We start from the raw sequence: 23,899 nt of genomic DNA on the forward strand, positions 1-23,899 counted from the left end.
ACACTCCGCCGCCCCCACAGCCGCCTGCCCAGAATTAGCCTCAATACAGGCACGCGCACGACCCAACTCACCAACCATCTCATTGAGGGTGCTCGCAAGGTTATGCCAATAATCAGCAAGCTCATGGATATGCCCATCATCCCCAGCATCAAGTAGGGCAAGCACCGCTTCGGGATCATCACTATCACCATGAGCGGGGGCGATGAAATCAAACGGGTCGAATCCGCCTTCAGGGGCGGTGGGGAACGTAAACGAGGTGGGTGTGTCAAAGGTTTGTTGTCCGCATAGCGCGGCTGCTGAGGCATTGTCTTGGCCGGCGAACGCGCCTCGCATTGCTGTGGTACCTTCAGCCAACCACCGCACTCGTTTCCGAAGGGCTTTAAGGGTGGCCACTGCACTGCCGACCCCACCGTTAATCACCAGAGCATGCTGCCGCCCCAACTCCCGCAACCCAGGCTCCTCAGTAAACTCACCACTAAGTGGTTTTGCACTCGTGAAACTCTGCTGCATTCCCTGATTTACACTGTGCCGCAGTATTTTGATGGCTCGGTCAAGCTCACAGGGGTCGATAGTAATACTCATTTTATTTGCTCACTTTCTTTAGGTTCTCACGTGCTTTTTCACATAACTGAGCTTCAGACATTTTCTCTTCGTCATCCATATATCCAAAACCAATTCGACCTATTGGGGTCTCAATAAATGCTATACATCCCGTTGGTGAATACCCTTTAATAATCTTATCGAATCGGCCAGGGTGATACTGTTTAAATAGTGAACCTCCAACCTTTCTCTTCTCATTTTTATCAGTTCCGATTGATATAGCTTTAGAAAGATCTCTTGCGTGGTCAGATAACCAGCAGTCTTTGAGGGTTGCACTCTCGATATTTTTTGATCCTTCTATCCGATATCCTCTTTTTTCCCAGTAGTGTGGTGGAAGGTCTTTACAAAGATCGGCGTTTTCAAATTTGGGGTCGGAGTAGTCATAGGATCCGTCCGGGTTTTTCTTCGCCCGCACCGGGTACTTAGCAAGCAGCTCAGGCTGCTCCCACAGTGGCAGGCCATCAGGACTCCGCGATGCACCCGCCCCCGTAGCAGACCCAGATGCTGAGGTGCTGTGTGCACTATCACCACCGCCATGGTGACACCCCGCCAACACACCCACCACCACAACAACCGACACAACATGAACAAAACCCCTCATTACAACCCCACATCTCCCCGTCGACACACAATCACACACGCAGACACCTACGAGAAAGAACCTGCCCCACTAGCTCACTTTCTCTAGATTCTCACGCGCCTTGTGACACAGTTGTCCTTCAGATGCTTGTTGGCTCATATCCGTATAAGAAAAGCCAACTCGCCCGATGCTGGATTCCATATAAGCAATGCAGGTAGGAAAACCGAAATTATTCCCTATCTGGTCAAATCGCCCCGGCCGATACTGCTTAAAAAGCCGGCCAACAACATCTTTTCTCTTCTTTTTATCAGTCGCAATGGCAATAGCTGTAGAAAAATTTTCACTACCATCATCCAACCAGCAGTCTTTGAGGCCAGCCAACTTAGAATTCACAGAATTGTCAACCATATATCCTCTTTTTTCCCAGTAGTGTGGTGGAAGGTCTTTACAAAGGTCGGCGTTTTCAAATTTGGGGTCGGAGTAGTCATAAGACCCGTCCGGGTTTTTCTTCGCCCGCACCGGGTACTTAGCAAGCAGCTCAGGCTGCTCCCACAGGGGCAGATCATCAGGACTCTGCGATGCCCTCGCCCCCGTAGCAGACCCAGAGGTCGAAACATCCTTCACACCCTCACCACCGTGGTGACACCCCGCCACTAGGCCCATAACCATGGCTATCGAAAACAACCACGCACTCCCTGCTCTCACTGGAACCCCCTGTTGTGCCTGACGCTTCCCCCACCAGGCGACCCCCACATATACACCCTGGGCCCCCGGTCTCATCCTCCCCAGGCAGCTAACCGCCTGCGGATGTGAACAGGGTTACTTATACAGCTGCTCCACATCGTCGAGCACTCGGTTCGCCCCAAGGGGTCCGAGACCGAGGAACCAGGTGTCGTCAGACACTTTCTCCGCACGCCCCTTCCCCACTGCCGGCACGCGACCCCACAAGGGCCCATCGACAACTTTCCGCAGCTGCGCATTACCCGGGTCACCATAGCCGCTGTAGAGAACGCGATCCCCACTGACCTTATCGATATTCTCATCAGAAAGGTTGACCTTCAGGGCAGGCACATTCTCTTGTGCCGGTCGCGTCACTCCGAGATCCTTAAGGATCACACCAGGGAAGCTTCCATTGGCATACAGACGTATCTCTTTACCCATGAAACGGACAAGGGAAACAGTCTCACCAACGGGAATCCGCCCGCGCAACGCGGCAACACGATCATCATATCGGCCGATAACCTGCTTGTATTCTTTCTCACGCCCCATAGCCTGGGCGAAGAGATGAGCATCATCCTTCCACGCCACACCAGGCCGGGTGGAGAGCACCGTGGGCGCAATCTGCGCAAGCCGATCGTAGAGTTCACCCACGCGCAACGCGCTGCCAATAATAAGGTCCGGCCGCAAGGATGCGATCTTCTCAAGATTGGGTTCTTTCCACGTACCTGCCGTCGTGATAGCGCCCATGCGGTCAGCCAGATACGAAGGAATATCACCGCCGCTGGACGTAACGATGCCAACCGGTGTCACACCATAGGCCAGTGCAACATCGAGTTCCCCACCATCAATGACGACGACGCGTTCCGGCCGGTGACGAACAGTGGTTTCCCCTCGGGCATGGCGGATAGTGCGTGGCCACTGGCCCTCGTTCGCGTCTGTGCCGAACGTGTCGGGGCTCGTTGAGGAGCCACCTGCGTGTGAGGTCGGCGGTGAAGGCTTGTCGGAACCACACGCCACCATCCCCAGGCTCAAGGCGGAGGTGAGGACAAGTGACAATACGACGCGAGGCATACTTCCTGTCCGCCCCGTTGGGTGTGTTATTCCCCGTGGGACGAGTACAGCCGCGCGATGGAAGAAGGACCGTGTCCGGCTCGTGTTCATGCCGGCAAACATAGCACAGTAAGGTTCACCTCATTTTTCATCTCCAGGGCATCCCACCCCACCGGGCCTCCCCTCGAAAGCATCAACGCGCATGATCCCTCCGGTCAGCCGCAAGGTTCCACCGGCCTGCAGCTGACCGGAGAGACCAGAACGCGCGGTAACGATCATCTGTGCGGGCGAGGTCCTCGTGGGTTCCCTGGGCGACAATACGTCCACCATCGAGAAGAAGAATCTGGTCAGCGTTGCGGATGGTTTCTAACTGGTGAGCAACAACCATGACGGTCGCATCGCGTGAGAGATCCGCAAGAGCCTCGGTGACAGCGCGGCGCGTAGTGGGGTCAAGGGCGCTGCTGGGTTCATCACAAAGGACAAGTGGAGCGTGGCGGAGCAGCGCACGAGCAATGGATACACGCTGACGTTCCCCACCAGACAGAAGGCTTCCTCCTTCGCCAACGCGGGTGTCCCAGCCATCGGGAAGACGATCGGCAATCTCTGCAACATGCGCACGTTGGGCAGCAGCGCGGATAGCTTCAGGGGATGCCGAGGGGTCGCCGAGGGCGATATTGGCCCAGAGGGTGTCGTCGAAAAGGTAAACATCCTGGAAGATCATGGAGACATGGCCATACAGGTCGGCGGTGGTGATGGTCCGCAGGTCAACACCACCAATCTCGACAGCTCCGGATTCGACATCCCACAGGCGAGCAATGAGCCGAACAATGGTTGTCTTACCTGAGCCAGACGGGCCAACAAGTGCGGTGTATGAACGGTCGGGGACGGTAAAACTCACCCCATCGAGCACAGTATGCCTCGTGGAACTGTCACCGTAACTGAAGTGAACATCACGAAGGCGAATATCAGCACGTGCGGGGAACGGTGTGGGCACATCGGGTTCAGGCAAGCCGGGTGTGTTGAGGAGCGCTCGGACATCGTCGATTTCTTCTTTCGACTGGTGCAAAGCAGTGGACATGGAAGAGACGATCCGAAGTGGCCCGGCGGCGAGCGTGACCAGGCCGATAAGGGCCACCGCGGTGACCGGGTCACCGTTGCCTCCAGCGACAGCCCATACGGCGAGTGCCGCGACAGCGCCGAGGATGGACTGGATGACGAAGCCTTGGAGAACCATTCCGCCGACAGACAACCAGAGCGCTCGACGGGCTAGAGCCCGCTGCCGGTCAATAGCCTGGTGCAGTGGCGGGTAGGTGGAAGCGATACCCGCGGAGCGCAGGACGTGCTGGGCACGGCCGAATTCAAGGAGGCGTGCATCCGTGTCCGCGCGAACGTCACGGACACGCTCTTCACCGGCAGATTCCCACCGGGACGCGACCCGTGAAGACACATAGATGATCGGACCGGAGACAACAAGTGCCAGGCCGATCCGCCAATCCAGCAGCACTGCGCCCACAGCGATGGTTGCTGGGGCGGTGATGTTGACAGTGAGGGGAACAAGAACGTCCATCGCTGCGGTGGCAACGAAGAGTGTTCCGCGGACAGCAGAGTGGGATGCGCGACCTTGAGATTCATGCCCGAACCAGCTCAAAGGCAGGCGAAGAAGCGTCCTCCCGAGGCCACGGTGCATGGATCGGATGACGCCAAGGGAGCCGGTAAATCCCGCGTTCGTCGCCACAGCCATCATGACCGAGTGAACAACGACGGCCACGGCGAGGACGATGAGCTGCTGGTTCATCGCGTGCCAATCAGCATGGAAGAGTGCAGTGAGAACAGGGACCATGAGCACGACGGCAATGCCCTGTGTGATTCCCGCGGCGATGGCGAGGGCGAGGACGCGGCGCATCCGCCGGGTGTCCTGGCCGTCGGTGAGGGCGAGGAGTGAGCGGATCACCGGGTGGCCTCCTGTTCGCTGGTGTGGGTGGTCGTCTCGGTGGCCTGTCTGGTGCCACGGTGGGCGCGGCCAGTGGCGTGGTCGGTGGTGTGTTCCATGTCGTCCCACATGCGGGCGTAGAGGCCACCGTGGGCCAGGAGTTCGGTGTGGGTTCCTGATTCCACGACGGCGCCTTTGTTCATGACGAGGATGCGGTCAGCGTCGGCGATGGTGGTCAAGCGGTGAGCAATGACGACGACGGTGCGTCCGCGTGTGAGTCGCGTGAGGCCCTCTTGGACTGCGGTTTCAGATTCGGGGTCTGTCGCGGAGGTGGCTTCGTCGAGGATGAGGATGGGTGTGTCGGCGAGGAGTGCGCGGGCAATGCCAATGCGTTGTGCTTCGCCACCGGAGAGGCGGGCGTCGTCGCCGATGACCGAGTCATAGCCGCGGGGCAGGGTGAGGATGCGATCGTGGATATTTGCTGCACGGGCGGCGTCGATGACCTGTTCGTCTGTGGCTTCTGGTGATCCCAGTCGAATATTGTCGATGATGGAGAGGGACAACAAGACGGTGTCTTGGAAGACAGTGCCGACGGTGCGGCGGAGGACGTCGGGGTCGATGTGGCGGACGTCAACCCCGCCGACGGAGACCACTCCAGTGTCGGTGTCGCGGAATCGGGCGATGAGGGCGGCGAGAGTGGTTTTTCCGGAGCCCGAGGGGCCAACGAGTGCGGTGACGCCGCCGGCGGGGATGTCGGCGGTGACGTTGTTCACGGCGGGGGTGGTGGTGCCGTAGGAGAAGGTGACGTCGCGCAGTGCGATGCTGTAGCGCGGGGTGGTTCTGGTCGTTTGTGTGTGTGGTTCTGGGCTGCTGTCGGTGTTCTCTGGGTGGGGGTGGTGTGGTGTGGTGGTGATGGGGAGTTCGGGTTCGTCGAGGATGTCGATGATGCGTGTGGCGGCGTCGATGGCGTGGGTGCGTGCTTGGTTTCCGAGTGCGAGTGTGTGGAGGCTGGCGGGGAGGAGCATGGCGATGATGGTGGTGACGAGGAGGTCGGCGGGGCGGGTCCAGCCGGCGTGGACGAACCATGCTCCGAGGGTGAGTTCGCTGGCGCCGGCGAATGCTGCGGAGAGGAAGACGATGGCGATGGATTGTGCCCGCATTTGTGGCGCTACCATGGCTGCGAAGTTCCGTAGGAAGGTGTCTGAGCGTTCGGTGAATCGGCGGGATTCGTCGTCTCCGTGGTTGAAGATTTTGAGGACGGCGATGCCGTTGACGTAGTCGACGACGGCGTCGGAGACGCCGGCTAGTCCCTCGTGGATGCGGTCCATGACGTCGCGGTTGGAGCCGCTGGCTAACAGGCTGAACGTGATGGCGTAGAGGGCGCCGGGGAGGAGGGTGATGAGTCCGAGTCGCCAGTCGAGGGTGAAGCAGACGATGATGCCCACCAGTGGGGTGAGTGCGCCGGCGACGATGTCGACGACGGTGTGGGCGACGAGTTGGTGGAGGGCGTCGACGTCGTTGTGGATGGCTTGGCGTACTCGCCCGGAGGAGCGGTCGTCGAACCAGCCGAGGGGTAGGCGCGATAGTGTCGCCGCGAGTGTGTGGCGCAGGTGGGCTTGGAGTTCGACGTCGGCAAAGTGGGTGATGAGGAGGGCGAGTGCGCTGAGGAGGGCGTTGAATCCGAGTCCGGTGAGGAACCATAGGAGTGGGGTGGTGACTGTGGTGTCTCCCCGGAGGAGGTGTTCAGCGAGGGAGACGAGGGCCACGTAGGTGATCACAGTGGCTGCCGATCCGAGTATTTGGAGGATGATACCTGCGGTGAGTGAGGGCAGCACTGGCCGGAGGATGCGGAGTGTGGCGCGGGGGTGTGATGAGGCGCCGGGTGTCTTGACAGGTGGGGTGTCCCGGGTGGTGGGGTCGGGGTGGTCTGGTGTGTGTGGTTGGGCATGTTCGGTCACGATCGTGCCTTTCTCTGCGGGGTGCGGGCGGCATCGCGGAGAAGCCCGCCACAGCACAGCTGTGCCAGTTCCGGGCGACGGATGTGGTGCATGTGATCCCCGGGTACGGTGACGGGCCCGATGACGTCCGGGGATAGATGTCGCCATCCTGTAGTGGAAACGGCACTCAGTTCTTTATCACCGTACCCTTTGGCAATAACGATTGTCGACGAAGTCCAGCCTGATACCCGCGGGTGTGGGGAGTAGGTCTCGATGAGGCGGTAGTCTTCACGGATCGCTGGGAGGTACAGTGCGGCCAGCTCGGGGTCAGCGAGGGCGCGGGCGGTTTCTGGGCCGCTCCGGGATACTTCCTCGATAATGTGCTGGTCCGCGGCGAGGTGTACTGTTCCGCCACCTGCATAGTGTGGTGAGGTTTGTCCACTGATGACGAGTAGTACTCCTAGTCCCCCGCCTGTGTGTTGCCATGCGAGGAGGGTTTCGTAGGCAAGTATCGCTCCGAGTGAGTGTCCGGCGAGGATGATGGGTGGGGAATCTGGGTGGTCTGTGGATGGGAATTCGGTGGCGAGTGCTGCGGCAATGTCGTCGGCAAGGTCCTGCATTCGTGCAGGGTGGGGTTCGCCGAGTCTGTGGTCACGGCCGGGGTAAGTGACGCCTAGTACTCGGGCCCGGTCCCCTGCTGTTTGTGCCCACGATGCGTATTGGCGTGGGCTTCCCCCTGCGTGGGGGAAGACGACGATGGTCGGGTGGTGGGTGGTCGTGGTGGGTGCGGTGGTTGTTCCAGGGGTGGGGACAAGGAGGCGGTGGGTGGTCGTCGGGGGTGTCACGATGGTGTTCCCTCCCCTGGCGGGTTCATTCGTACTGGTGGTGTGGACTGGATGTCGACGGGGGCGGGGAGGGCGGAGGAGACCCGCAGCCACCACCGCAGGACGAGTTGGGTGCGTTGATGGTGGCGGGTGGTGGTCGTGGTGGTGTCGGTGCCGGTGGCTTCGGCGATGAGACCAGCGACGGCGCGGTGAATGCCTTCCGGCCATGCGGTCTCGGCAACTGCACCCCAGGTGGATGGGAGGTCAGATGGTGTGATGCTGTGACCCCACGTTTGTGAGACGGCGCCGTCGGGGTCGGTGAGGGCCCCGTCGACGACGTGTGGGCGTTGTGACCAGCGTGGAAGGCTGCCTACACCGTCCCACGTGAGTTCACCGTCAGCGGTCTCGACGACGGCGGAGGCGACCGGTTGTGCGTGGTTGTCAGGGTCACGTGGATCCATGCGGTGATCGACCACGACGTCGACGGGGACGCGACCCCACATTCCAGAGATGAACCACCTGCCTGGTCCGGCACCCGGGAGGATACGGACGTCTCCGAGTGGGACAGCGCCGAGTGCTTCGGCGAGGAGTATGGCTGCTCGGTCGAGGACCTGATGGCTGGTGCGGAGGAGAACGTGGGTGATTGTTGAGCGTCGTGCGAGGGAGTGCACGGCGTTGATGAATGCGCGCCCGGGGCCCAGGTGTTCGTAGAAGCCGGTGACTCGATACGTGGTGCCGTGGGTGCGGGCGAGGGAGGTGAGCGTGGTGACGGTCTCTGGGTCTACCGGTAATTCTTGAAGGACGGGAATCCCGGCGCGGAGGAGGCTGGCGGCGAGGTCGTCGCCTTGTCCGCCGATCATTCCGCTGCGTACTGCGACGATGGCTGCCGCTGTGTTCGTGGGGAATTCGGGGATGTGTGGGAGGTCGGTGGTGTCGGTGGGTGAGGTGGTCGTGAGGTAGCGCACTCCTAGGTCGCGGGCGAGTTGTCGGCCTGTGTGTCCGCCGGTGCCGACGAGTGCGGTGAGTGGTGCTGGTGAGCCGGGTTGTGTGAGTGCGTGTGCGTAGCGGGCTCCGAAGCCTGCGCCGATGACGATGGCGCCCCGGGGTGGGGTGTCGGTGGGGTCGGTGGTGAGGTCATAGGTGATGGTCACGCCGATGGTGTTGTTGTTGCTGGTGGTCCATTGGTGTGCGGCTTTGCTGGTGTATGCCCAGCGGGCCCCTGTGGGTTCGTTGCCGGCGAGGAGTGTGAGTGCGGCGTCAACGGCGAGGTCACCGGTGACGCGGTAGGAGTCTGTGCATCTGTAGTTGGCGGTGATGGTCTCGGTGGAGGTTGGTGGTGTCTGGGGTGTGGTTGGTGGTGTCTGGGGTGTGGTTGGTGGTGTGGGGATGTGGGAGTCAATGCGGACTGCGATGCGGAAGTATCGGTCGGTGTCGGTGGTGGTTTCGTGTTCTGAGGCGGCGGCGACGTCGTCGATTGTTGCTTCCCCGGCGATGACGCGGTGGAGTTCCCGGACTGTGTGAGGGGCGTCCATGACGTTAATGCCGCGCAGTGAGGCGATGTCATGTGCGCGGGCGAGGTCTACATATTCTTCGTCGAGATGCACACTGAGTGAGGCTGTGTCGGGGGTGTTCCATCCTGCTGGTGCGTAGCTGTCGCCGAGTGGGGAGCCCGCGTTTTTGATGATGGTTCCTTCGTGCCATATCGCTCCTGGCCAGCCGCCATCGGCGGAGAGGGAATCCATGTATTCGCGGAGGGTGGCGGCAGTGAGGGGTTGGCGGCCGCCGACGGCGATTTCAGCGGTCGCGCGTGTCGGATCTGTGACGAGGCGTAGTGCTGCGGTGAGCATTGCCCCGGTCAAGCCTGGTTGGACGCCGGCGCCGAGAAGGACAGTTCGCTGGGTGTGGTGTGCGAGGTCGTCGAGTTCGGTGATGAGTCGTTCGGATCCGCCGGGGTCGACGACGTGCATGCCGAGGTGTAGTGCTGCTGTGGCCAGGGGGCCGGTTACGGTGGATGAGGGGCCGACTGCATTGATGAGGACAGTGGATGTCGCTGTGTCCTCTGGGGTGCCGAGTGCGGTGGCGAGTTGCGTGGCTAGGTGGGATGCGGTGTGTGCGGTGTCATTGTCGTTGGTGTCGGGTGTGGTGGTGAGGGTGAGTACTGCTGTGTCGACGATGGGGTCGCCGGTGGTTGCTCCTGGTGTGGGGTCAGGTTTACTGCTAATGAGTGCGGTGGCGGTGTCGTCGAGTCGGGTGGCGTTGCGGCCGAGGAGTATGACCCGGTCGCCGTCACCGAGAACCTGGAGTAGGCGTGCTGCTGCTGCGGAGCCCACTGCCCCGGTTGCGCCGCTGACGAGTACTGTTCGCCGTGGTGGGGTCGTCGCCGCTGTCGTGGCTGCCACTGTCCGTGCTGTGGTTGAGTGTGTCACCGTTTTCCCTTCGGGTCTGTGCCAGTTTTCGACGTGGGGTTATCCGCCGGGTGTGGTGTGTGCGCTGGCGGCGTTGGTGTCCGTGTCATTGGTGAGTGGCCAGGGGACCATGGGGATTGGGAGGCCACCAGGTCTGCTACGGCTGGGGCGTGTGCGGTGTCGAGGCAGGTGAAGTGGTCGCCATCGACATCGATGATGTCAAGGCCGCCGCGGCATGTGTCGGCCCAGAAGGCGGTCATGTCGTCACCGAGGTCGGGAAGGAAGGACAGCGGGTCGCGTTGCCGGAGGAAGGTGACAGGGGCGGTGATTGGCGGTTCGGCCCAGGCTGCGACTGCGGCGAGGCTGTGCAGGTACACCTCACGCAGGGCGTCGAGGGTGTCCCGCGACCATGGTGCTCCGGCGTCGGTGTGGAGGAAGTGGTCGATGCGGTCGGCGGATGTTGGGGGCACGTCGGTGAGTTGTGCACGGAGGTTCTCATCGGCGTAGTGGTGGAGAACTTCGGTTGTGATGTCATCGTGCCCATCGTGACGGGCTGCGCGTAGTGCGCGGCCAAGGGCCTCTTCGTTGAGGTCGATCCCCATGTCTTGGGGGGTGCTTCCCAGGAGGCGGGCGAAGGAGAAGTCCAGGATGGTTTCATCGTGCACGGTGAAAGGGATGCGGTAGGAGCTCAGCACTGTGGCGGAGGTGTCCACTCCGCATGCGGCGAGGCGGTCGGCAATGCCGGCGGCGAGGAGGCCGCCCATGCAGTACCCGACGACGTGGACGCGGTGCGCTCCTGTCTCAAGGATGCTCAGGGTGTAGCGCTCGATGAGGTCGTGGAATAACTCCTCGGGCGGGGTGGTGAGGTAATTGTCACCGGCTGAGCGTTCTATGCCCACGACTGGTCCGACGTTGCGCGCGGCCAGTTCGGGGAGGAGCGCGGTGTAGGGGCCGGTGCCGCCGGAGCCATCGTGCACCATCACGGTGAGATCGTGGATGCCACTGCCCTCCCCTGTGGTGGTTTGGGAGTCGTGTTCGTCGCCTGGTGGTGGTAGGAGTGGGGTGAGGCGTGGGCCGTTGGCTGGTCGTGTGATTGTGCCGGAGGGTGAGGGTGGTGTGGTGTCGACCAGGGTTACGGTCGGCCCGGTGCTCGGGGCGGGGGTTGGTGTGGCCTGTCCCCTACCCGGTGAGTTCTCTGCCTGTGGGGTTTCTTCCGGTGGGGTTGTGAGTCCAAGGGCACGCCGGCAGCCGTCAACGGTGGGATTGGCGACGATGGCGCGTAGCGTTTCATCCCAGCTGGGGAGGTCGTCGCGGTGGGTGGCGCGGCGCATCTGGCCGATGCATCGCGCGAGGAGCAAGCTGTCGCCGCCGAGGTCGTGGAAGTTAGCGTCTTCGTGTACGGGTTGTGTTGGGTCGAGGTCGAGGACGTCACGCCATGCGTCGATAACGGGGTCTGTTGTCGCTGCTGGTGGCACGGTGGGTTGTGATGGTTGTGATGGTTGTGGTGTCGTCGGAGGGGTATCGGTTGTCACGAGGCGTGCCACCGCGGTGCGGTCCCGTTTTCCGTTGGTGGTCAGGGGTAGCGTGTCGACAATCTGTATGCGCCGGGGGTTCATGTGGACGGGGAGGGCGTCGATAGCGTCGGCACGGATACGGTCAAGGTCAAGGCCTCTACCAGCAAGCACCGTGGATGCAGGCTGTGGTTTGCGCACAATGAAGACGTGTTGCGCTCCGAGTTCCAGCACAGTTCCCGGCTCGGGAAGCACAGCGATGGATTCGAGTGGGGAGGCAGAGATGGCGTCCTGCCATTGTGTGAATGTGAGGAACGGTGATCCCGTGGTGACTCGTGCGTCTGTCGTATTGCCCAGTCCTTCTTTGAATTCCATCGATGCCATGAGTGGGGCGTTGGTGGCTGTCGAGTCGATGATGACGAGCAATCCTCCGGGGGCGAGCAGGCGTTCGATCTGGAGGAGGGTGTCGTCAATATTCTGGGCGTTGTGCAATACGTTCGCGCAGAGTACGACGTCGAGCGAACCGGGTTGTATTCCCTGTTCTTCGGGTGGAGTGTTGATGTCGAATAGTGCAGTGCGCACCTGGGGCCATTCGTGTGCGGCGGCGTCGATGAAGTACCGGGAGACGTCGGTGAAGAGATAGTCCACGCCGGTGTCGGGTAGTTCGGCGATGACGTCGGCGGTTGTTCCGCCCACGCCGGCGCCGATTTCCAGGATTCGGCAGGTCCGCCCGGCCGCAGTGAGGGTGCGTGCGTGATGTGTGATCGCGGATGCGCACATTCGGTTGAGGTAGGTGGAGAGGCGGTTCTGCCCGTAGGATGCGCGGGCGATGGCCATGTCCCCTTCGGGGAATAGCAGTGAGAGCGGATCGACGCGGCCGTCCAAGAGCCCTGGCAACTCGGTGAGACAGGAGTGCACGTAGTCCAGTTGGCGTCGGCCGTATCCTGCGCGTTCGTCGAGTCGGTAGATTTCTGACCATTGGTCGTGGTCGGGGGTGCTTGTGGTGTTGTCACCGGTGAGGGTGGTGGTGTCGACGACAGAGACGCGGTCATCGATGAGGCGGATCCTCCCGACACGTTCTAGTTCGTTGATCCATCTGTTCACCAGTGCGCTGTGATGGTAGGCGCCTGTGCCTGCAATGATGTCGTCCCGTGTGGCGGTTGTGGTGGGGTCAGCTTCGGTGATGCGGGCGATTTGGGCGGTCATGGCGTCCAGTGCTGCCTCTGTTACTAGGCTGTGGATCCGGCGGAAGTCGCGGCTTTGCGCGTCGGTGAGGGCTTCGGCCTGGTTTCGCGCCATGATGGCGTCTATTAACGGGGCGATGTCACGCTCGGTGGATGTGAGTGCGCTGGTGGTCGTGGTCTGGTCGTCTGACACGGTGTCACTGGTGGTCTCAGGGACGATGACAGCGACGAGTTCACGCCGCTCCCCTTCCCCTGTGACTGCGGCGAGTGCGTCGGCGACGCCGTCGATGGATCGGAGTCCAGCCTCCACGTCGCCAAGTTCGATGCGGTGGCCCCGTATTTTCACTTGGTTGTCGTCAGCGCGGCCACAGAACTCGATTTCCCCGTCTGGTAGGTATCGGCCAACGTCACCAGTGCGGTAGCACCTCTCCCCTGTGGCCTGGTGTCGGCCAAATGCGGCTGCCGTACGTTCTGGGTCGCCGAGGTATCCGTGGGCGACTCCGTCACCAGCAATGACGATGTCGCCGCGCTGGCCGATGGCGGCTTGGCCGCCGTCACGGTTGAGGACCCATACTGCCTGGTGGCCGAGTGCGCGACCGTACGGTATTGACGTGCGGGATGCGCCGTCAGTGGGGTCGTCGTCCCGGGTGCAGCGGTGGACAATGGACCAGATGGATCCCTCCGTCGCGCCGCCTAGGGCGTCGATGACGACTCCGGGTGCGAGTGTACGCACGCGGGCTGGTTGGTTGGTGGGTACGCGGTCGCCGGAGACGAGGATGACCCGCAGTGGTAGTGGCTCGACTCCGAAGACGCCGTCTTTCTGTGCGTCGTCGAGGTAATCAAGGAGAATGGTGAGTTGTGCTGGTACGGAATTCCATATGGTGACGCCGTGTCGGTGGAGGTCTCGTGACCAGGTCTCTGGGTCTGGAACTGTTCCGCATGATGGCAGGACCGCAGCGCCGCCAGCGCCTAGGACTCCGAAGACGTTGAACACGGCGAGATCAAATGAGGGGCGGGATACTGCCAGTACGCGGTCGGCTGAGGTGAGTTCTAGGCGTCCTTCCATTTCGTCGAGCGTTGTGCATACTTGGCGGTGTGTCACGGCGACGCCTTTCGGGGTGCCTGTTGATCCGGAGGTGAAGATGATATAGGCGAGGTCATCGTCCGCCGGTGGGTGCGCAAGGGCGTGGTCTACGGTGGTGCGCCATGCGGATCGGTTGTCGTGGTCTCGGGTGGGGGTCGTTGTCTCGCCGTCTGATGTCAGGGGGTGGCTGGCCATGCGCAGGGTGGCGGGGTCGACAAGAGGAACATCCTGCGCATATGCCTGTTGTACGGTGTCTATTACTGCCTGCCGTCGGGGCGTGGGCCACTCGGGGTCGAGTGGAACGAAGGCGCGGCCGGTGAGTAACGCGGCGATTTGCGCGGCAATCTGTTCGGGGCTGGGTGGAAGGGCGATGGCGACGGGGGTGTGCCCGGGTGGGAGGTGTGCGGCGATCTCGCTTGCCTGTGCGCAGAGGTCTCCGCGGGATATGGTGCGTTCTCCGTGAATGACTGCTGGGGCGTGTGGGTCATCGAGGGCTGCGCGGAGGAATCGGGTGTGGAGGAGTCGGCCGTCCATGGATCGGGTTCGTGCGACTGGTTCGGGGGTGCGGAGTGCGGGTTCGTCGATGATTCCTTGTGCAAGGTGGTCGAGCATGCGGCTCACGTCGGCGAAGAGTGCGTCCAGTACGGCGGGGTGGAACCCGCCGTCGCGGGAGTCCCAGTCCATGCTGACGCCGTCCCCGTGGGGGGTTAGTTGTACGTCGAGGAGGACTTGTGGGGTTTTGCTGATGGCGGTGCCGGGGACTGGGTGGAGTAGGCGTGGTGGGTCAACAGCATCGACTCCGACGGTGGATGTGAAGACGACGGGGATGCGTCCGCGGTCGTCACCGCCGGTGCGGCGGAGGTCACGTACGACTTTCACGCCTGGGTAGGCGGGGTGGTCGAGGGCGTCGAAGAGTCTGCTCTGGAGTGTTTGTGCGGTCGTGGGGAGGTCTTTGCCAAGTGGGAGGTCGAGCACGATGGTGGATGTGAAGTCACCGACGATTCTCTCCATGTCTGCTGTCGACGGGCCGTTGTCATCGACGGGGGTGCGGTCGACGGTGGTCACTGTGATCAGGGCGGAGTCGGTGGTGTGGCTGTTGTCGGTGTGTGGGGTGTTCGATGGTGTGTGGGGTGTGTAGCCGCCCAGGTCGATGTCTGCGTATCGGCGTGCTGCGGTGGCGAATGCCGCGAGAACGAGTCCGGATGGGGTGACGGTGAGGTGGGTGGCGGTGGTGCACAGGCCGTGCCACGCTGCCGCGTCGAGGCGGTGGCTGCGGCGTGTTGTGCCGCCGAGGCATACGGCATCGGGGTCTGGTGAGAAGGTCAGGGATGGTGGTAGGGAGTCGAGGCGGTCGTGCCACCAGCGGGTGTCTCGTTCGCGGGCGGCGCGGCCGGCGGGGGTCGCGGTATGCCGGGCGCGTGCTTCGAGGCAGTGACGGAATGTGGCCGCTGGGGGGTCGAGTGGCTGTGATGGGTGGCGTAAGCAGTAGTCGAGGTCGCGGATGAGGGAGCGGATTCCGACGTAGTCGGTCACGATGAGGTCGACGGAGAGGTGGAGTACGGGGTCTCCGGCGCCGATGGTGAGTGCGAGTTCGACCATGGGTGCTTTGCCGATGGGGAAATTTCGTTCCCGCAGGTCATTGCGGACGATGGTTCGTGCGGTGTCGGGGTCGGGTGCGGTGATCTCGGTTCCGGTTTCTCCGGCTGCGATGTTGATGACGCGGAGGTGTGTGTCGGCGGTGTGGTCGATTCTTTGGCGTCCTTCGCGGTCAATGAGTGCGCGCAGCATGTCGTGTGCGTTGACGACGCGTTCCCATGCTCGGCGTACTGCGGTGGCTGGGTCGGCTGCTGAGATGGGGTCCATCTGGTCGATGGGGAGGGTGAATTCGCTGTAGCCCTGGCACGCTACTCCCCCGTCCTCGTAGATTGTGGTGCGGCCCATGAGGTATCCGGCTTGGACGTCGGTGAGGTCGAACCAGTCGTCCGAGGTGTGGTCCTCGGTGGGGGGTGTGGCGGGGGTGTGTGGGGGTTGTGGGGTGGTGTTGTGTTCTTGGGTGGGTGCCGGGGTGTGGGGTGGTGTCTCCTTGTGTGCGCTGATGACTGTGTCTCGGAAGTCGCCGAAGGTGGGTGTGGTCAGGAGTGTCCGGAGTGCGGCATCGATGCCTTGTGCGCGGAGGGTGCTGATGCATCGTGTGGCGCTGAGGGAGTCTCCGCCGGCGCGGAAGAAGTTGGTGTCGTCGGTGACGTGGGTGAGGTTGAGTACGTCGGCCCAGACCTCGGCGAGGATGGCCGCGGTGTTCTCTGTAGGGGTGGTGTCCGTGGGTGTGGTCGGCGTGGTGACGGTGGTGGTCAGCTCTGTCACGGTTCGGTCGATGATGCGGTGTGCGAGGTCGGCAGATACCGCGTGGGTGAGGTGGTCGGCGGTGAGGTGTAGGCCGTCGCGGTCGTCGGCGACTTGGAGGTCGAGGACGACTTGGGGTGTGGTGGATGATGCTGCGATTTGTGTGCCGAAGGCGCGTTCGCGCAGTGTCCGTGACGTGGTATCGGTGAGGCCGAGGCCGCAGGTGAAGACGACGGGGAAGAGTCCAGCGGCGGGGTTGCCGGTGGTGTGTACGGCGCGGGCGGCGAGGCGTAGTGCGTCGTGGGCGGGGTCGTCGGCGTTGGCGAGTGCCTCCTGTGCGGAGCGTTGTGCAGCGGTGTGGTCGGTGGCGCGGAGGTGGTGGAGTGCGGCGAGGCTGAGGCTGGTGAAGTCGCCGAGTGCGCGGTCGATGCCGGGGACGGAGAGGTCGCGGTCGAATCGGGTGAGGTTGATGGTGAGGCTGTCGTCGCCGGTGTTGGCGGCGAGTGCTCGGCCGAATGCGGCGAGGATACCGGCGGCGGGGGTGATGTGGCGGGTGGCTAGTTGTGCGCGGATGGTGGTCCATGTGTGGGCGTCGATGGTGGCGCTCACTCGGGCCATGGTGGTGTCTGTGAGGTGTGCGAGTGTCGTGTGGTCGGGGATGAGGGGTGCGGGGGGTAGTTCGGTGAGTACAGCGTCGAGGCGTGTGGTGAGTTCATTGGTGGTGAGCATGTGGTCGTGCCATGGTACGGGTGCTGTGGCGTCGGTGAGCCATGGGCGGTCGGCCAGGTAGGTGGCGAGGAGTGTTGTGTCTGATGGATCGTGGGTGGTGGTGTCTGGGTGCGGTGATGGGTTGGTGTAGTTGTCCTCGATGTCGTTGATGAGGAGCATCATTGATGTGCCGTCGAGGAGGAGGTTGTTCATCGAGATGGCGATGGTGGTGGTGTTCTTTGTGTCGGTGGAGACGCGGACGGCGAGTGGTCCTTCCCGGTGTGGGTCGGGTGTGTGGTTGCGGAGGTCGGCTTCGGCGTCTGTGGTGATGGCCCAGATGCCTGTGGGGTGCCCGGTCGTGGTGTCAGGGCTGAGGATGGTGGCGGTGGGTGTGCCATCGGGGCCGTCGGTAATGATGGTGCGGAGGGCGGGGTGTCGGTGGACGGCTGTGCGGACGGCTGTTTCTAGTCGGTCGATGTCGAGGTGGTGGGCACGGAAGGTGAACAGGCATCGGGCTGGTGCGCCGCCGAGGAGTTGTTCGCTGTCTTGGCCTGCGAGGTAGGCCTGTTGTACTCGGGTTAGTGGGTGTGTGTTGTCGTCTTTGTTTTGTGTGGTTGGTGAGTGTGGTGTCGATGATGCTGGGTGTGGAGATAGTGCGGTGCTGGTTGTGTGAGCAAGGTCGCGGAGTTCTCCGAACGTGGGGTTGTTGAAGATGTCGACGGCGCGGAGGCCTGTTACGCCTGTTTCTCGGAGGTCGGCGAGGACGCGTGTCGCGGTGATGGAGTCTCCGCCCGCTGTGAAGAAGTCGGTGTCATCGGGTAGTCCTGGGGTGTTCCCATCGGTAGTGGCAGCGTTTTCGTCATGGGTGCCATCGCTTGTGTCGTGAGTGTTGTCGTTGAGTCCGGGTAGGTGTCGTCGCCAGCTTGCTGCGAGGATGGCTGTGATGTCGGGGTGGTTGTCGGTGCTGTCGGTGCTGTCGGTGCTGGTGACACTAACCGCTCTGGTGGTCAGTGTGGGGACGGTCGTGGTGTCAGTGGCCGTGTCGATCATGCTGGGGTTGGTTGGGGTGTCTGGTGTGGTTGCGCGCAGGATGATGGTGTGTCCGTCTTCCACGTCGAGGTAGCGGATGCGCAGTCCTTTGTTGGTGAGGAGGGCCGCCCATTCGTCAGAGGAGAGCAACCCGGCATGGTTGCTGGGGTGATTGTTGTGGTGCACGCGGGCGTTGGCAGCGTTGGGTCCGTGATCTCGTTCTAGGGTTGTGATGACGGCGGGGTTGATGAGTGCGGCGGAAATGAGGGTCGCTGCGGTGGGTTGTTCTGCTTCGATGAGGTGTATTTCGGCGCCGGGGGCCATGGGCACGGCATCGAGTTCGGCGCGCAGGCGTGGGTCTCGGTGGAGGGTGCCGCAGGCGATGATGATGTCTGCTGGGGTTGTCAGCGCGGTGGCGTCGGGGATGCAGGTTCGTCCGTCGACGGTGGCGATGTCTGCGATGAGGTCGTCGGGTTCGATGACGGTCCAGCTGTGGGTGGTGGTCGCAGGAGCGGGGTCGTGCGGGGCTCGGTGCTGGTGGGTGGTGGGGATTCCGTAGCCGAGTTCGACGACGGCCACGTCGTCGCCGCGGTCGCTGCGGTGGGTGATGCGGTCGTTGAGGACAGCAAGTGCGTGGGCGACGGTGGGTTCTGCTGCTCCGAGTGCGCGTGGTGCGAGGACGGGGTGGTCGAGGATGCTGAAGCGTCGTGCGCGGCCGCGGACAATGTCGGCGAGGAGTTGAGCGTCGGCTGGGGACCATGTGACGGGTGCGTCGGCGAGGCCGGTTGTCTGTGGTTCGCTGGTGGTGAATTGTCGCCAGGCGTCGACGATGGGTTGGGCCCATGGGAGGATGTCATCGTCGGTGGAGGTGCCGGCCTGGTGTGCTTTGTCGCCGGTGGCGTCGAGGTGGCTCAGGGTGTTTGTGAGGAGGTCGGAGACGGTTCCGGGTGTGCCACGGCGGGGTTGGGTCTTGGTTGCGGGTGCGGATTGTTTGTCGTTGGGGGTGTCGGTGTGTGGGAGGACGGTGCCGCCGAGCTGGGTAATCATGTCGTGGAACATGTGGTTGATTGCGTTGTGGTCCAGGACGCCGGTGGGCATGTCCCAGCGGACTTCGATGGTGTCGGTGTGTGCGGTGGTCACTTGGCAGTCGATGAGTACTCCGGGTGTTCGTGTGAGTGACCATTGGGGTTGTGCTGTGTCGGTGGCTGCGGCGAGGGTGGTGTCGTAGCCGAGGACGGAGGTGAAGACGGCGGGGTATCGTCCGGTGCGGCCTGCGCTGGCAGCTCGGACTCCGCTTGCTGTGTGGTCTGGTGTTTCTGTGTCGGTGCTGGGTGTCGTCGTGGTGGGGGTGGCTTCGGTGAGGATGGTGGCGAGGGCGGTGCTGGTGGCGGTGGGGTCGGGTGTTGCTGGGCAGGTGCACACGCCGAGTCGGGAGAAGGTTCCGAGGATGTCGCGGCCGTCGTTGGTGTGTGGCCGGTGTGTGAGGGGGACGACGATGCCTACGTTGTCGAGGTGTGACTGTTGTGCGAGGACGGAGCCGTATGCGGCGAGGATGACGGCTGAGGTGGTGGCACCGGCCCTGGTTGCGGTGTGTTGGAGTGTGGCCAGGGGGATGTGGGCTCGGATGCTGGTGAAGGCTGCTAGTGGCGCTGTTGGGCCGTCGAGTACTGGCGAGTGGCCTGGTCGTAGGGGAAGGGTGGGAGGTTGGGGTGCCGGTGTGTGGTGGGTCTCAGGGTGGTGCTTCTCCCCTGCTGTGAGGGCGTGGCAGTGGTTGGCGAATGCTGTGGTCGATGGGTCTGCCAGTGATGGGAGGTCGGGTGTTGTCCCGGCCAGTGTGGCGGTGAGAGCGCCGATGATGATGGCGAGGCTGCGGCCGTCGAGGGCGAGGTAGTCGATGAGGACGCCGACGTGGTGTGCGCGTTTGCTGGGAAGGACGAGTTCCAGGGGGACCTGTGGTGTGGCGGTCGAGAGATAGGTGTGAAGGTTGGTGGAGGGGTCGAGGACGGTGACGCGGAGGGCGTCGTGGGGGGTGACGACGCGTTGGGTGTCGTCGCCGTCTCGGATGATGCGGAGTGCTGGCCAGTGGGTGGATAGTTCTGTGGCTGCTTTTCTAGCCTGGTCAGGTGTGTATTCGCCGTGTGGGAGGGTGAGGATTGCTGAGTAGGCGGTTGCTGCGCGGACGGTGCCGCGGATGCCGTCTGTTCCGAGCGCGTAGGCGCGTTGAAGTGGTGTGAGGGGGAAGGGAGCTCCGGTGTCGGTGTCTGTGTCGGTGGTGGTGTGTGGTGGGGTGTGGTTCATGGTGTCTCGTCCGGCGGTGTCGACGGCGGTGGTGAATCGGTGGAAGGTGGGGTTGCTGAATAGGTCGGCGATGGTGACTCGGTAGCCCTGTGCTCGCAGGCGTGAGCACACGGTGGTTGCGCTGATGCTGTCCCCGCCTAATGCGAAGAAGTTTGCTGTGTTGGTGTCGTGGTGGCCGGTGAGGTCGTGGAGTTCTTCGGTGGGGATGTTAAGTGCTTCTGCCCAGGTTGTGGCCACGGCTGTGGTGGTGGCCGCGGATATGTTGTTGGTGGTTGTTGCGGTGGTGTGTGGCTCTTGTGTAGTGGTGTCTTGTGCGGGTGCGGGTTCGGTGGTGTTTTCGGTGGCTATTGGTGTGGTGGTGGCCTGGTTTCCATCCATGAAGCGGGCGGCCCAGGCGCGGTCGATTTTTCCGTTCGCGGTGAGGTGCATGTGGGGGACGATGGTGATGTCGCGGGGGATCATGAATTCGGGCAGTGTGGTGGCGAGGGCGGCGCGGATGTGGTCAGCGGTGATTGCTGGTGTGTGTGCGTCTGTGTGGTGTTCTGCTGCGTTGGTGTTGGGGTGGGGGTCGCTGGCCTGGGTGGGTGTCCCGGCGCTGTTGTTGGCGCTACTTGCTTGGTTGTCGAGTGTGACGAGTGCGCGGAGTGCGGTGTGTCCGGGTGCGGGTATGGCGATGGCGGCGTCGATGCCGTCGATGGAGGTTAGGTGGTGTTCGACGTCGCCGAGTTCAACGCGGTGGCCTCGGATTTTTACTTGGTTGTCTCGTCGGCCGACGAAGAAGAGGAGGCCGTTGGGGTCCCAGTATCCGTGGTCGCCGGTGCGGTACCAGCGGGTGCCGTTGGTGTCGGTGATGAAGCGGTCGGCGGTGAGGTCGTTGTTGCCGAGGTATTCAGTGGCTAGGCTTGCGCCGCCGATCCATAGTTCTCCGACGACGCCGTCGGGGAGGTCCCGGCCGGTGGGGTTGACGACGCGGTAGGCCTGTCCTGGGAGGGGGTGGCCGTAGGGTATGGAGGGCCAGGTGGGGTCGAGGTCGTCGGGGTTGGTGATGGTGTAGTGGTTTGACCAGATTCCTCCTTCGGTGGCGCCCCCCAGGGCGATGACGTGTGCCCCTGATGTGTCTGGTGTGTCGCCTGTGGTGATGGCGCGGATTCGGGCGGGCAGTGTGGGGGGTACCCAGTCTCCGGAGACGAGGACGCGTCGTAGTGGTAGGTGTGGTCCGCCGTCGGCGGCGACGGTGAGCATGTCGGCGAGGGCGGGGGCGCTGTTCCAGATGGTGATGGCGTGGTGGCGGATGTGGTCGCACCAGGCGAAGGCGTCGCGTCGTTCGTCGTCGGTGATGCAGACGATGGTGCCTCCGGCGCTGAGCATTCCGAAGATGTCGTAGACGCTGAGGTCGAAGTCGAGTGAGGAGACGGCGAGGATGCTGTCGTCGGGTCCGATGTTGTGGTGTTCGTTGATGGCGGCGATGGTGTTGGTGGCGGCGCGGTGGGTCATGACGACGCCTTTGGGTGTGCCGGTGGATCCGGAGGTGAAGATGACGTAGGCGCGGTCGTCGGGGTCGACGGGGCGTGGGAGTGTCGCGGTGTTCGGCGGTGTGTCGTTCGGGGTGTGGTTGTCGTAGATGGTGGGGTCGACGTGGGTGATGGTGGCGGCTGGTTGTGCTGTGTCGGTGATGGTGCGGACGCGGCTGTCGGGGGCGTCGATGGTGATGGGTAGGTAGGCTGCGCCCAGGTAGAGGACGGCGAGGGCTGCGGTGATTTGGTCGCGGCCTTTGGGAAGTTGGATGAGGACGAGGTCTCCTGGCGCGACGTCGTCTGCGTAGTGGGTGGCGAGTCGTTGTGCTGCCTGGTGGAGGGTGGCGTAGGTGAGGGTGGTTTCTCGGGCGGGGTCGATGATGGCGGTGGCGTCGGGTTGGGTGGTGACGTGGCGGAGCCATGCGCCGTGGAGGGTGGGTGTGGTGGTGGCGGAGTCGACGGGTGGGGTGTTGTTGATGGTGTTGCGGTGGTGGGTGACGGTGCTAGATAGGCGGACGATGTCGTCGATGGGCTGCTCCCCTATGTGGTTGGTGTTGTCTGTGTCTAGGCCTAGTGTGGCGAGGCGTTCGAGGGCGTCGGCGACGGTGTCGAGGAGTTGTGGTCCGAAGGGTGTGGGGAAGGCTCCGTCGCGGATGTCGAGGGCGACGTAGACGTCGTCTGGGGTGGCGTTGAGGAATTGCATGTCGGCGAGGACTTGTGGGGTGATGGATCCGCTTGCTGTGAGGGGGCCGAAGGTGTCGATTACGTCGGCGGTGAGGACCATGTCTTCCCCACCGCAGGTGAGGACGAAGGGGAGGATCCCGGTGTGTCCTTCGCCTTGGTGGAGGAGGTTGCGTACTTCTTCGGTGGAGTCGAGGCCGATGTGGATGCGGTGGCGGATTTCGGTGGTGGCGTCGGTTGCGGCGTCGCGGAGGGTTTTTCCGGTTGCTGAGGGTGGGCGGACGGCCCATGTTCGTGTGCGGTCGAGGACGTCGTTGGGGGTGTGGCGGGCGTCGAGTCCTGGGATGATGATGGTGAAGTTGTCGTCGTTGCACCAGAGGGCGAGGGCGTGGCGGTAGAGGGCGAGGAGGAGGCCGGGGCGGGTGGCTCCGATGGTGGTGGCGACGGTGCCGATGGCGTCCCAGGCGGTGTGGTCGAGGCGGCGGGTGTGGCGGGTGACGGTTCGTTGGGGTGTGCCGATGAGGGGGATGTCTGGGCCTGCGGGGAGGGGGTCTGGGTGTGGTGGTTGGTTGTCGGTGGGTGTCGACGTTGCTGTTGTGGGTGTTGTTGGTTTGTTGTCATGTTCGCGGGTGGTGATGTCTGGGAAGGTGATCCAGGGGCCGGTGGTGGTGTCCGCGTTTGTGGTGTGGGTGGTTGCGCGGTAGGCGGTGGCGAGTTCGCGGACGATGATTCCTGCGCCGAGGAGGTCGGCGATGGCGAGGGAGAGTCCGATGTGGAGGACGCCGAGGTCGTGGCCGTCGGTGGTGTGCCAGTGGAGGATGTCTACCCACCCGGCTTCGCCGGTTGTGTGGTTGGCGTGGCGGCTGAGGATGTCGCGGCGGTGGTTGGCTAGGTAGGTGGTGAGGTCGTCGTGGGTTCCTGTGCCGGTGGTTTCGGTGATGGTGAGTGGTGGTTGGGCGTGGTGGCCTTGGTCGACGTGGTGGCCGTCGATGATGGTGGAGCGGAGGACGGGGTGGCGGCGGAGTGTGTGGATGGCGGCGCGCATGCGGGTGGGGTCGATGGGTGTGCCGGTGAATTCGAAGAGGGCGAGGCAGTCGACGCCGCCGTAGAGTTGTCCGTCGGCGCGGCCGGAGAGGTAGGCCTGTTGGGTGCGGGTGAGGGGGCGGGTTCCCTGTCCATTGTGGGTTTCACGGGTGTGGCTGGTGGATGTGGTGGGGTGTGACTGCACCGTGTGCCTCCGGGTTGTGGATATGAGTTACCGGGACAACCTATACCACTATTGCTAACGAGAATCATTTCCCACTTGTTCCGACTGGATGCATTGACCAGCATCAATGCATCATGTGAGTCAATGGGGTGGGTGGAAAAACCACCAGTGAACACTGTTATGAATGGGAGTTTTCAGTGCTCTGAACTCATTCTTTCATCTATAGTGCAGCCTTACTTGTGCGGGAGTCAATATATTTTTTAGGGTTGAGGTACCCCCGTTTACCCCTTCATGAGA

The 23,899-nt window shown here is 62.8% G+C and carries 8 protein-coding genes and 1 pseudogene; all 9 read right to left on the reverse strand.

Going from position 1 to position 23,899, the window contains the following annotated elements; all coding sequences use genetic code 11:
• A pseudogene (locus V5S80_RS05095) lies at positions 1-510 on the reverse strand (hypothetical protein); the annotation flags it as partial.
• Between the two features lie 73 nt (positions 511-583).
• A complete protein-coding gene (locus V5S80_RS05100; RefSeq protein ID WP_395169697.1) occupies positions 584-1,201 on the reverse strand; it encodes a hypothetical protein in 618 nt (205 codons plus the stop codon).
• 69 nt (positions 1,202-1,270) lie between these two features.
• On the reverse strand, positions 1,271-1,804 hold the full coding sequence (locus V5S80_RS05105) for a hypothetical protein (protein WP_395169698.1): 534 nt from the start codon (positions 1,802-1,804) through the stop codon (positions 1,271-1,273).
• 195 nt (positions 1,805-1,999) lie between these two features.
• A complete protein-coding gene (locus tag V5S80_RS05110; RefSeq protein ID WP_395169699.1) occupies positions 2,000-3,061 on the reverse strand; it encodes an ABC transporter substrate-binding protein in 1,062 nt (353 codons plus the stop codon).
• Between the two features lie 82 nt (positions 3,062-3,143).
• Positions 3,144-4,901 carry an ABC transporter ATP-binding protein gene (locus V5S80_RS05115; RefSeq protein WP_395169700.1) on the reverse strand — a complete coding sequence of 586 codons (1,758 nt, stop codon included), beginning with the start codon at positions 4,899-4,901 and terminating at the stop codon, positions 3,144-3,146.
• Positions 4,898-6,838 (reverse strand): ABC transporter ATP-binding protein, encoded by a 1,941-nt coding sequence (locus tag V5S80_RS05120; protein ID WP_395169701.1) that lies wholly within the window; start codon positions 6,836-6,838, stop codon positions 4,898-4,900. Before V5S80_RS05120 ends, V5S80_RS05115 begins: the two co-directional genes overlap by 4 nt.
• Positions 6,835-7,662 (reverse strand): thioesterase II family protein, encoded by an 828-nt coding sequence (locus tag V5S80_RS05125; RefSeq protein ID WP_395169702.1) that lies wholly within the window; start codon positions 7,660-7,662, stop codon positions 6,835-6,837. The genes V5S80_RS05120 and V5S80_RS05125 overlap by 4 nt, the downstream gene beginning before the upstream one ends.
• Positions 7,659-10,067, reverse strand: a complete 2,409-nt coding sequence (locus tag V5S80_RS05130; protein WP_395169703.1) for a Gfo/Idh/MocA family oxidoreductase — start codon at positions 10,065-10,067, stop codon at positions 7,659-7,661. The genes V5S80_RS05125 and V5S80_RS05130 overlap by 4 nt, the downstream gene beginning before the upstream one ends.
• A complete protein-coding gene (locus V5S80_RS05135) occupies positions 10,064-23,623 on the reverse strand; it encodes an amino acid adenylation domain-containing protein (protein ID WP_395169704.1) in 13,560 nt (4,519 codons plus the stop codon). The genes V5S80_RS05130 and V5S80_RS05135 overlap by 4 nt, the downstream gene beginning before the upstream one ends.
• Between the last annotated feature and the right edge of the window lie 276 nt (positions 23,624-23,899).

Source organism: Corynebacterium sp. PCR 32, from assembly GCF_037464985.1.
In the GTDB taxonomy this organism is placed as follows: Bacteria; Actinomycetota; Actinomycetes; order Mycobacteriales; family Mycobacteriaceae; genus Corynebacterium; species Corynebacterium kroppenstedtii_D.